Source organism: Pseudobacillus wudalianchiensis (genome assembly GCF_001685015.1).
Taxonomy (GTDB): Bacteria; Bacillota; Bacilli; order Bacillales; family Domibacillaceae; genus Pseudobacillus; species Pseudobacillus wudalianchiensis.
This window is the reverse complement of record NZ_MAYT01000001.1, coordinates 728238-739682: the sequence shown is the minus strand read 5'-3', so window position 1 is coordinate 739682 and position 11445 is coordinate 728238. Positions and strand designations below refer to the sequence as shown.

Sequence of the window (11445 nt, the reverse complement as noted above, 5' to 3'; positions counted from 1 at the left end):
CTGAAAAGGAGTTTAGATGAATGAAATTAGTTCATTATTTTGCCGTTCTCGGTATTTTAATGGTCCTGATTGCGGGCTGCTCAGCCAAATCGGACAAGGAAAAGGCCGGAGAAACAGAACACGCCGGCCATGGTGATGCTCATACTCTACCGAATGGAGATCTGCAAGAAGCTACTTCTTCTGCTGAGGAATTGCCCGCTTTTTTAAATGATAAAAACGACGACATGAGAACGATCTATCTTGCTGCTGCTCAGCATCCCGATATTCTTGCCTCCATGCCTTGTTATTGCGGATGCAGCGATTCAGCCGGACACAAAAGCAATTTAAATTGCTTTGTTGCGGACATATCAAAGGACAAAGTTGTCTGGGATGACCACGGCACTCGTTGCGGAGTATGCCTCGAAATTGCCGCCGAATCGATCATGATGTCACAAGACGGCAAATCATTAAAAGAAATTCGTCAATACATCGACGAAAAATATAAAGAAGGCTATGCTAAGCCGACACCGACTCCAATGCCTGCATAAAAAATGTTCCGAAAGCTATGCTTTCGGAACATTTTTTACTCCATCGTTATCTAGCCCAATACATAACACCAAGAGCCCCTAACCCTGTGTGTGTTGAAATGATGGGAGTGGTTGTCTCAATTTCAAAATCTTCAAATCCAGTCAGCTCGATTAATTTTTCTTTAAGCCGGCTCGCTAGTTCATAGCCATCCGCATGGACAAGGCCAATTTTCATCACTTTTTTTCCTCTAACTTCTTCAGCAATATGAGTAGATAAATATTTAACAACTTGAGCATGACTGCGTACTTTTGCCACCGGGTTCAATTCTCCCGTATCAAGATTAGCGATTGGCTTGATATTTAAAAGCGAACCAATAAAGCCTTTTGCTTTACCGATACGTCCTCCCTTTATTAAGTTTTCCAATGTATCTACTACAATATAAAGCTTCGTCTGCGAACGAATCTCCTGCAGCAGACGAACAATTTCCTCCATTGGTGTTCCCTGCTCAGCAAGCTTGGCTGCTTCGATTACCTGAAAAGAAAGCGCTTTTGAAATATAACCTGAATCGACCACTGTCACATCCGATTGGCTTATTTCCGCCGCTTGTTCTGCAGCCCGTACCGTTCCACTCATCTTTCCTGTCATATGAATAGACAGCACTTGGCTTCCGTCTTTTCCTAGCTCATCATACACTTCTAAAAAGCGGCCTACAGACGGCTGTGAACTTTTTGGCAATTCCTTTGCCCGTTTCATTTTTTCTAAAAATTCATCAGGCGAAATATCCACTGTATCTAAATAAGTCTCTCCATCTATGAAAATCGTTAAAGGCACGATTGTAATCCCGTACTGGTTCAGCACTTCTTTCTTCAAATCCACTGTTGAATCTGTTACAATTTTAATTTTTTGCACGGTTCCACATCCTTATCATCAATCAACCTGAGGATATTATAACGTTAAATACTGCCGATAGCATCCTCTACTTTTGACAAAATGCAAAAAAGAACGAAGATAGTCCTCATTCTTTTTAAGTGTTTCTTCTTTTATTTTTTTGCTTGATTGTTCATTTTCACTGCAGGCGGATGCTTTTCGCGGGCGATCCGTAAGCCTCCGCATCGTATGGGATCCCGCGAGGGCATAATGGGGAAGTTGCCGTCTTTTCCTCTAGTTAACTGTTAAAACACAATTTTCATCTTTAATAGTGTCATATTGAAGAGCAAAACAGTTGATACCATGCACTTAGCCTTCGCTCCTTATTATGCAGTTATGCTTGCTTGGAAAAAAAATAATCCCCTCTCCAAAAAGCTATGGCTTTTTGGAGAGGGGAGCGTTTTATGCTAGAAGTGAACGGTCGCTTAAGAGCGCTTCACCACGTATTCTTTGGAATTCAGCTAACAGCTTTTCTACTGTTAAATCTGGCTTTTCTGTTTCATTTGCTTGGAAAATAATTTGTCCTTTGTCCATCATAATAAGACGATTGCCAAGATCTAACGCTTGTTGCATATTGTGGGTAACCATTAACGTCGTTAACTGGAATTTTTCCACAATCTCTTTCGTTAATTTGGTGATCAAATCTGCTCTTGCTGGGTCAAGAGCGGCTGTATGTTCATCTAAAAGCAGGATATCGGGCTTTGTGAACGTAGCCATCAATAGAGAGAGCGCCTGCCGTTCACCACCAGACAGCAAGCCTACTTTAGCCTGCAGCCGATTTTCAAGGCCAAGATGAAGAATTTCTAGCTGCTCACGAAAGAACTCACGGCGCTTTTTCGTTACACCAAATTGAAGGGATCTCGGCTTCGTCCGATTGTAAGCAAGTGCTAAATTTTCTTCAATTGTCATCGTTGGTGCCGTCCCGGCGAGCGGATTTTGAAAGACGCGGCCAATTTTTCTGGCACGCTTGTGCTCAGACATAGAGGTCATGTCATCTCCATTGATTTTTACTGTTCCGTAATCAGGAAAGATATTTCCTGAAATGATATTCATTAAAGTTGATTTTCCAGCTCCGTTACTGCCAATAACGGTAACGAAATCGCCTGGTTTCATGTGTAAATATAATTGGTTTAAAGCAATCTTTTCATCAGGGGTACCTTCATAGAAAACTTTATAAATCTGATCTAGCTGCAGCAACCTGATCCCCTCCATTTGGGTTAGCCGAATCTAATTGAGCGGCCCGTTTTTTCTTTCTTGCACCGGCTTTTTGTTTATCAATTAACTTAGGCACCACCAAAGCAAAAATAACAATGATAGCCGTAATAAGCTTCATGTCGCCTGTTTCAAGGAAATCGGCTCTTAATGCTAATGTCACGATCAAACGGTATAAAATTGCACCAATTAATACAGCAAGCGTCGCTCTAACAATTGATGCATTTCCGATTACAGCTTCTCCGATAATAACGGAAGCCAAACCAATAATAATCATACCAATTCCCATTCCGACATCACTAAATCCATTATATTGAGCTACGAGTGCACCTGAAAAAGCTACGAGTGCATTTGAGATACCTAATCCGAGCACTTTTAGCCAGTCTGTGTTGGCTGAAAAGCTGCGCACCATTCCATCGTTGTCACCAACTGCTCGTAGACTTAAACCAACCTCTGTTTTTAAGAAAAGATCGACCATCTTCTTAATAGCAAAAGCTACAATAAGCATGACAATGAGGATTCCCCATGTTGAAGGAATATAGTCGCTAAGTCCGATAGAAGTGAAGAGGCTCTGTATCACATTGTCGAACCCTAAACCTTGCCACCAAGATGTAATCTTGGTGATAACCGTTTCTTCTGCAAGAAGCGGCACATTCGGTTTATCCATAATACGAAGGTTAATTGAATAGAGGGCAATCATCATTAAAATCCCTGACAACAACGGATTAATTTTACCTTTTGTATGGAGAATGCCAGTCACACATCCTGCCAAAAATCCAGCTAATAAAGCGGCAATGGTTGCAAGAAAAGGATTGACGCCAGAAATAATTAATACGGCCGCTGTCGCTCCTCCGGTTACAAAGCTTCCATCTACCGTTAAATCCGGAAAGTCCAATATTCTAAAGGACAGGTAGACACCTAGAGCCATGATGGCATAGATAACACCAACTTCTACTGAGCCAAATAAAGCTGTAAACATATAAATCTCCTCCTGTTGGACGGATGGCAAGGAGGCTTTCAGTTAAAAGCCTCCCCGTTGATTACTTTACAAATTCCGCTTCGTTTTTCCACTCATCTTTTATCTCAATATTCATTTCTTTCGCTGCTTTTTCATTAATAAGCAGTTTTAAGTTTTGTGGAGGCTGTACAGGGAGATCACCTGGTTTTTTTCCATCTTTTAGAATTTTCACAGCCATTTCTCCCGCTTCATAACCAATGTCATAGTACTCAAAACCAAATGCTGCGAATCCTCCGCGTTTCACAGAATCTAATTCAGCGACAAACAAAGGAATATCTTTTTGGTTCGCAACTTGGATAACGGACTCTAGCGCGGAGACAACTGTGTTATCAGTGATGATATAAATCATATCAGCCTTACCAGCAAGAGATTCAGCAGCCTGCTTAACCTCTGAAGAAGCAGATACTGTTACAGGCACCATTTTTAATCCGTTCTTCTCCATTACCTTTTTAACTTCTTCTACTTGGGCAACAGAGTTTTGTTCCCCAGCATTATAAATAACGCCTACATTCTTGCCTTTAAACTCTTTCGCCATAAATTCAATTGTTTTCGGAATAGCTTCCGGATGTAAATCAGTTGTTCCTGTAATATTACCACCAGGATTCTGCGGATCTTTCACTAGGCCTGCTGCCTTTGGATCTGTAACAGAGGTGAAAACAATTGGGATGTCTTTCGTAGCATTAAGTGCTCCTGTAGCACTTGGTGTGGAATTAGCAAAAATCAAATCTACCTTGTCGCCAGCAAAGTTATTGGCAATCGTCTGGTTATTATTTTGATCACCCTGAGCAATCTGAACATCATAATCCGCCTTTATGCCTGCATCCTCTAACGCCTTTTGGAACCCTTTGTAAGCGTTATCAAGAGATGGATGTTCAACAATTTGTGTGACGCCAATCTTATACGTTTTCTCTTTGTTTCCTCCGGACGATTCTTGTCCTTTTTCCTCCGTTTCTCCTCCACAGCCAGCTAGCAAAACGGCACTCGCTATTCCAGCGGCTGCCATTCCTTTTATCCACTTTTTCATTTACTCTCCCCCTTAAGTCCCTATCTTCCTAACAACTTTCCAACTATTTCTGAGATAAATTTATTATGCTTGAAAGGAAACAGAAAATCAAGTGTTTTCAGAATATTAATAATATCAATTTTTGGCGTTAACGCTTTTGTGCGTTGTAGCGCCAAAACTGACTTTCCTTATGACTTTTATTTTTTTACATACTATCCAAAAAAAACATTTCTGCTTTTTATTGTTTTTAATCCCTTCTCTCATTAAACAAAAGCAAACAAGCTTAAGATGTAAGGTGGTTGCCTCTATAGAGCAGTAGTGTATAATAACTAGATTAATAGACAAAAATGAAGGATGGTTAATATGAGGCAGCACAAGGGACAGGCGCACTTTCTTACAAATAAATATTGGGTAGTAGCGATTGCGGTGTTTTGCTCGGTATTATGGGGAAGCGCTTTTCCTGTTTTGAAACTAAGTTATGAAGAACTTAAAATGGACGAAGCGGATTTAGCTGCAAAAATCGTTTTTGCTGGCATACGCTTTATGATGGCAGCGCTGTTACTATTATTTATTATGCTCTGTGCCGATAGAAAAGCACTTAAATTAAGCTGGCGCCAATGGCCGGCCGTTATTAGCTTAGGCTTGATGTCAACAAGCATACAGTACTCCCTTTTTTACATTGGATTAGCTCATACTTCTGGAATGAAGGGGGCAATCCTAAATTCTTGCGGAACATTTTTTACTGTTTTTTTGGCTCATTTCATTTATTCGAATGACCGCTTAAATTGGCGCAAGCTATTTGGTTTAACAGCGGGATTCGGAGGAATTATATTGGCCAATTGGGGGCAGGGCACATCCGGGGGTTTTTCTTTCTTTGGAGAAGGCTTTATGCTGCTTTCAGGCTTAGTAAGCGCTTTTGGTACGTTCTTGTCTAAAAGATTGGCTTCTAATATACACCCTTTCACTTTGACCGGCTGGCAAATGTTTGCCGGGTCTCTTTTTATGCTGATCATTGGTACACCGAATCTCGAGTCCCATTCCATGACTTTTACACCTAACGCCTGGGTCTTGTTGGGTTATTCTGTCTTTATATCGGCTGCTGCTTTTGCCTTGTGGAATTCGTTGTTAAAGTACAACAAAGCAGGTGAGATCGCACTCTATCGATTTGTGATGCCTGTTTCGGGTACATTGCTATCCGCCTTATTTATCACTGGAGAACATTTAACCGCTAATATTTTCAGTGCACTTATTCTCGTTGCTGTAGGCATTACAGTTGTAAGCCGAAATGGAACCGGTCATTTCCTGTTATTCAAAAGACGGCAGCGCGCTTGCGAACAAACATATAAATGACAGTTAGACACCCGGCTTTACATAAAAAAGCTTGCAGCTCAAATCTTATTAAGAGACTTGGGCTGCAAGCTGCAGAAATACTTTACTATTTTCTATCATAAATTCGGAAATAATACTCATAGGGATTTTTCTCATTTCTTTCGCCTTGCTTTTCAAAAATGAGCTGCCAATCTTCCCATTCAATCCCATCTGGAAAAAACGTGTCCCCCTCAAACTGATGACAGATAAGAGTGACGTATAACCGATCGGCATAAGGAAGCATTTGTTTAAAGATTTCGGCTCCGCCGGTAATAAATAACTCTTCCTCTCGTTTTGCTCTTTCTACGAGCTCTTCAACAGAGTGAACGACTGTGCACCCTGCTGCTTCGTAATTCTGATCGCGGGTAATAATAATGTTTTCGCGTCCAGGAAGAGGCTTGCCAATTGATTCATACGTTCTTCTGCCCATCACAATAGGATGGCCCATCGTCGTTTCCTTAAAAAATTTTAAATCTGCTGGAAGGCGCCATGGCAGTCCATTCTCCTTGCCCATTACGCCCTTTTCATCCATTGCCCAAATAAAAGAAATCATGTTGCCACCCGCTTTCTCAATCGGTCTGCCGCTGTCCTCTCTCTTAAAAAGCGGACACAGCTTCTATTGCTTTTAACATTCGCTCACTGTTTTTTCGTAATTTGCAAGCCTTGCTGATCTAAAGCATACTTAATGCCTTGCTGAAGTATTGAAAAGCAAGGGATTTCGGAAACCTCGTAGCCGCTTTGAGCAATTTGCATGCTCAACTCTGGCGTAATTCCAACTAGCAAACAACTCGTCCCTAATAAAGAAGCTGCTCGAACGAACTTTTGCAGGAAGTCCAGCGTATATTCATCTACCCCTTTTAAGCCTGTTAAATCAAGGATAAGGTAGGACGCTTGATACCTAGGCAAGTTCAGAAGCGTTCTATTTAAGAGCTCTTCTGCTCTAAACTCTTCATATTTCCCTATCAAAGGAATAACTAAGATCGATTCGATAACTGGAATAATCGGAGAAGAAATATCCTTTATAATGTCTGACAGCATTTTTGTCCGCTCTGAAATACTTTCTTCTAGTCCTCTTTTAGCTCGCTGCTCCTCCTCCTGAATCATCGCATTGACATTTAAGGTAGGAGTGATGTGAGATGGAAAAAACTCATACTCGGTACAGTCCTCCCCTTCGACTTGGCTCTTTAAAACCCGGTACCAGATTTTTGCACCAAGCAGCCCGCTTAGGACCCCAGCCCAATGTCCAGGCAGAAAAGTACCTTCTTCCTCTTTTCCCTGGGCTAGATTGATTTTATACTCCCAGCTATTTTTCACCCGAACAACTGCTGTTTTTTCCTTCTCTGAAAAAGATACAATTTCCGTGACTCCCCAACCAGCCGTTACGTATGTATTAGGTAGTTTTTCTAGAATTTTTTCGGTATCGCCAATTGATTCCAGATAAAAGCTGCTTACAATTTTTCCGGTCCGATATCCTGCCGTTTCGAGAACAAGCTTAGCTGCTTTTTCACCTGATATCTCTTCTATCGAATCAAGCAGCGCTTTAAAAGCTGTGTTAACCCAGAATAGAACCACTTCATCGTTTTCAAATGTAATCGTTCCCTTTTCGATATCCCAATCAAATAAAGAACCTTGTACATTTAGCTCGTAATTCGTCAATTTAAATGACCTCCACTATCTTCTGCCATCACCATCATATTAGTAAATGAAGGCTTCCATTATAAGAAAAAGCGGTCTATCCATTACTCCGTCTAAAGAAATCGGTAACCTCATTATAGTGTGACAACAATCACATTGTAAATTCAAATGACCGTCTGATGCAATTAAAAACAGTGGAATCATTTCCATTCCACTGTTTCAAATAAATATTCGTTTAAACGGCTACAGGCGCTTTAATAGGACCATGCGGATGATAACCAACTAACTCTATGTCATTCATGCTAAAATCAAACACGCTTTTTACCTGTTCATTTAACTTCAACGATGGAAGCTCCCGTGGCTCTCTTAGTAATTGCTTTTCTACTTGTTCAATGTGATTGGAATAAATATGAACATCGGCACCGGTGTAAATTAACTCGCCTACCTCTAAGCCACACTCATGAGCGATTAGATGAGTAAGCAAGGCATAGGACGCAATATTAAAAGGAAGTCCCAAGAAAACATCGTTTGATCTCATATTAAACATACAGCTGAGCTTTCCATTTGCCACGTAAAATTGAAAGGCATAATGGCAAGGAGGAAGCTGCTGATTCTTTATTTCCGAGGCACTCCATGCATTACAAAGCAAACGCCTTGAATCGGGATTGCGTTTGATCTCATCAATAATATATTGAATTTGATCATATACTTCGCCATCTGCTCCTTCCCAACTGCGCCACTGCTTTCCGTATACGTTCCCTAAATCACCGAACTTTTGAGCAAAATCATCATCTTGCAGCACTTTCTCCTGATAAATAGCCAACTGCTCCTGATATACTTTATTGAATTCCTCATCTTGTTGGCTTCGAATTCCGAAATCCGTCATATCCGGCCCATTATACTCAGCTGACTCGACCCATTTTTGAAAGCCCCATTCATCCCAAATATGGTTGTTGTGCTGTAAAAGATATCGTAAATTCGTATCGCCTTTTAAAAACCATAGCAGTTCACTCACAATTAACCGAAACGGAATTCGTTTTGTTGTTAACAACGGAAAGCCTTCCTGCAAATCAAATCGCATTTGGTAACCGAATATGCTGATCGTTCCTGTACCGGTCCGATCCTCTTTTCTTCTTCCTTCCTCTAAAATATATCGACACAAATCTAAGTATTGCTGCTCATTCTTACTCATTCTGCTCACTCCTTGTTCGTCACACTGCCTCCGCTTTCTTTCTTCTCCACTTCCATCGTTCCAAAATGGAAGAGCGAGGTCGGTCGAATATGCTGTTTAAAGCCCAGCTCTGAAAAACGGCTCGACTGATAGTGATCTTTTAATACGATCCGTTGTTTGGCAACACGACAGGCTTCCTGTATGGTTTCCTCTATTAGTTCGTCATGGACAGCGAGTTTTCTCAAACCAGCGATTCCTTCTGAAGCCAGGATTGGCTTCGTAAACATCGGATCAAAGTAAACAACATCAAATGATTGATTAGGGAGAGACCTCAATATATTTTGATAGGAACCGCTCACTACGTGAATTCGTTTCATCGCTTCGTTCAAATCGGACAGAGGAGATTCCCATTCGCTTAACCCGTGTTTAATTATATAAGCAAGTACCGGGTTCCCCTCTATTCCTACTACTCGGCCGGCAGCTCCCGCTATATAACTGGCTGCAATGCTGTCTGACGCAAGACCTAGCGTACAGTCAAGCAACGTCATGCCTGGTTGTAAGCCAGCTGCCTCAATAAAAGGATCAATTTCCCCTCGCAGCAGCCGCTTCACACGAAAAGAGGCCGAGTTTGGGTGAAAGAAAAAAGGCTCATTGGCATCTGAAGCATAAAACTCCAGCCGACTTTTGGCCACAATCAAGCAATCCGCTCCATATTCAGCCTGCAGTGAAGCAACGGACCGTTTATTTCTTTTTACAAATGGGCAGCCGAGCTCGACCGCTGCCTGTCTCGCTTTTTCTTCAAGCCGTTCATTTGTTCGTGCAGATGTAGATACAATCATATTTTCTCCTGTAAAAAAGGATGCCTCAAGACATCCTTAAAAGTGTAAAAAAGTCTATTTTCCATATCCGCAGACTGATTAAAAACATTTGTCAACAGCCTGAAGAATGTCTCAAGACGTCCTTTTATTTACAATATTGATCAAATGCCTTCGTTAAATCCTGGATGATCGAACCGATATCGTTTCCTTCAATATGTTCTCTCGGAACAAAGTGTACGACTTCTTGGCCCTTTAATAAAGCCATTGATGGGGAAGATGGTTCGTAACCGTCAAAAAACTCGCGCATTTGTGCCGTCGCTTCCCGATCCTGACCAGCAAATACGGTAACTAAATGATCAGGCGCCGGGTCATGCATCGTCGCTTGCACTGCAGCCGGGCGAGCAAGTCCAGCTGCACAGCCACAAACCGAATTGACCACTACAAGTGTTGTTCCCTCTACACTAGAAATGAATTCACTCACTTCTTCCGCTGTCGTCAACTCTTTAAAACCAGCATTCGTTAATTCAGATCGCATCGGTGCAGCCATTTGTTTCATATATTCTTCATAAGCATTTGTCATGTCTATCCCTCCGTTTGTTCCTTTTCTCTTGCTTCTGTCATTTGCTTCCAAACAGAACCTTTTGCTTCTTCGCCGCCTTCAATCCGTTCAAGCGCCATCTTGACCTGCATTTGCACTTCAAACTCCGGATCATCTGCAGCCTTCTTTAAAGCCGGCAATGCCGTTTCATCTCCCACTTCATATAAAAACATGGCAGCCCGCCAGCGGACAATTTTGCTTTTGTCTTCGAGTGCTTTACACATCACTGGAATGGCCTCGTTAAAACCAAGGTCAGACAAGCAATCCCCGGCTGTGCGACGGACTGTTACGGTCGAATCATTTAATCCTTGATACAAGAGCGGCAGCACTTTTTTATCCTCAATCATACCGACATAAACGACGGCCAGACGACGAATTGCCGGTTTGCTGTCAGCGAGTGCAAGCTTTAACAATGGCAAATCTTCTTCTGTTGGATCTTCCATTTGTTCAAGCCACTGATAACGGCGGCGCCAGTCTTCCTCTGCTTCCCACATTGGAATCGTTAATTTTAATCCGCGCCGTTTCGTTTCAGCCGCTGATTTCCCTTCAGCTCCCGCCGCTGCTAAAGCCTCCAGACGTTCTTGTGGATAAGCAGCAACAATTTCTTCAAGTGTTTCTTTGCCGATCTCCTCTAAGTCGCCATAGCGGATACCAAAGTCTTCCCATTTTCGTTGAAGCACATAATTGTCATCAGCTAATTGTGCTTTTTTAAATGCTACCATGAAATAATCAGGCAGCGGAAAACGTTTTTCTTCCGTAGCAGACGTGAGTTTTAATTGAATAGGAATTCCCTTGAACGTTTGGATAGAGGCCTGTACCTCTCCATACGCCTCATCACTGGCTGTTGCTGCGTGATCTCCCGAGACCGCTTCTCCGAAAATCTCTCTTACTTGAGGCAACAGGTTTTGCCAATCATATTTTCCATTTCGTTCAATCGCTAAAAAATCAGCGACATGGTAAACACCCTTTATTCCCTCTATCGAGAGGATCGATTGAATCTCTTTCGGGGCGCCTTCTGCTGCGCCCGCTTTATAATTATTACTTTTTCCTGCAGACAGTTCCTCATCCAAAATCACTTTCATTGTATTTGGACTTGGTGTTGGTTCAATCTTTAAAATACGCAAAATGAATGGCTCCTTTCGCACTCTTTATCGCCATTCTATCATATATATAACAGCTGATACTTGC

The 11445-nt window shown here is 41.8% G+C and carries 12 protein-coding genes; 2 read left to right on the top strand and 10 right to left on the bottom strand.

Going from position 1 to position 11445, the window contains the following annotated elements; translation table 11 throughout:
* The first annotated feature begins 20 nt into the window (after positions 1-20).
* Positions 21-527 carry a PCYCGC motif-containing (lipo)protein gene (locus tag A8F95_RS03805; protein ID WP_065409278.1) on the top strand — a complete coding sequence of 169 codons (507 nt, stop codon included), beginning with the start codon at positions 21-23 and terminating at the stop codon, positions 525-527.
* Positions 528-573: 46 nt separating this feature from the next.
* Here the strand turns inward: A8F95_RS03805 and A8F95_RS03800 are convergent, their stop codons facing one another.
* The 4 genes from A8F95_RS03800 to A8F95_RS03785 form a co-directional block, all read right to left on the bottom strand.
* Complete coding sequence (locus A8F95_RS03800) at positions 574-1416, bottom strand: DegV family protein (protein ID WP_049662778.1); 843 nt, start codon at positions 1414-1416, stop codon at positions 574-576.
* Positions 1417-1836: 420 nt separating this feature from the next.
* Complete coding sequence (locus tag A8F95_RS03795) at positions 1837-2631, bottom strand: ABC transporter ATP-binding protein (RefSeq protein WP_049662781.1); 795 nt, start codon at positions 2629-2631, stop codon at positions 1837-1839.
* Complete coding sequence (locus A8F95_RS03790; protein WP_065409277.1) at positions 2606-3625, bottom strand: ABC transporter permease; 1020 nt, start codon at positions 3623-3625, stop codon at positions 2606-2608. The genes A8F95_RS03795 and A8F95_RS03790 overlap by 26 nt, the downstream gene beginning before the upstream one ends.
* 61 nt (positions 3626-3686) lie before the next feature.
* Positions 3687-4688, bottom strand: coding sequence for an ABC transporter substrate-binding protein (locus A8F95_RS03785; protein WP_065409276.1), 1002 nt, complete (start codon positions 4686-4688; stop codon positions 3687-3689).
* A 342-nt stretch (positions 4689-5030) separates the two neighbouring features.
* On the opposite strand from A8F95_RS03785, the gene A8F95_RS03780 reads away from it, so the two are divergent.
* Positions 5031-6017 (top strand): DMT family transporter, encoded by a 987-nt coding sequence (locus A8F95_RS03780; RefSeq protein WP_065409275.1) that lies wholly within the window; start codon positions 5031-5033, stop codon positions 6015-6017.
* Between the two features lie 85 nt (positions 6018-6102).
* Here the strand turns inward: A8F95_RS03780 and A8F95_RS03775 are convergent, their stop codons facing one another.
* The 6 genes from A8F95_RS03775 to A8F95_RS03750 all read right to left on the bottom strand — a co-directional run bounded on the left by A8F95_RS03775 (position 6103) and on the right by A8F95_RS03750 (position 11381).
* Entirely contained in the window at positions 6103-6588 is a 486-nt protein-coding gene (locus tag A8F95_RS03775; protein ID WP_065409274.1) for a dihydrofolate reductase, read from the bottom strand.
* Positions 6589-6671: 83 nt separating this feature from the next.
* Positions 6672-7691: an STAS domain-containing protein gene (locus tag A8F95_RS03770; RefSeq protein ID WP_065409273.1), complete on the bottom strand. Its 1020-nt coding sequence runs from the start codon at positions 7689-7691 to the stop codon at positions 6672-6674.
* A 214-nt stretch (positions 7692-7905) separates the two neighbouring features.
* Entirely contained in the window at positions 7906-8862 is a 957-nt protein-coding gene (locus tag A8F95_RS03765) for a thymidylate synthase (protein ID WP_065409272.1), read from the bottom strand.
* Between the two features lie 5 nt (positions 8863-8867).
* Positions 8868-9680 carry a class I SAM-dependent methyltransferase gene (locus tag A8F95_RS03760; protein ID WP_065409271.1) on the bottom strand — a complete coding sequence of 271 codons (813 nt, stop codon included), beginning with the start codon at positions 9678-9680 and terminating at the stop codon, positions 8868-8870.
* 124 nt (positions 9681-9804) lie between these two features.
* The gene (locus tag A8F95_RS03755) at positions 9805-10239 is read right to left on the bottom strand and encodes a BrxA/BrxB family bacilliredoxin (protein ID WP_049662799.1); all 435 of its coding nucleotides are present in this window, start codon (positions 10237-10239) and stop codon (positions 9805-9807) included.
* Positions 10240-10241: 2 nt separating this feature from the next.
* The gene (locus A8F95_RS03750; RefSeq protein WP_065409270.1) at positions 10242-11381 is read right to left on the bottom strand and encodes a conserved virulence factor C family protein; all 1140 of its coding nucleotides are present in this window, start codon (positions 11379-11381) and stop codon (positions 10242-10244) included.
* Between the last annotated feature and the right edge of the window lie 64 nt (positions 11382-11445).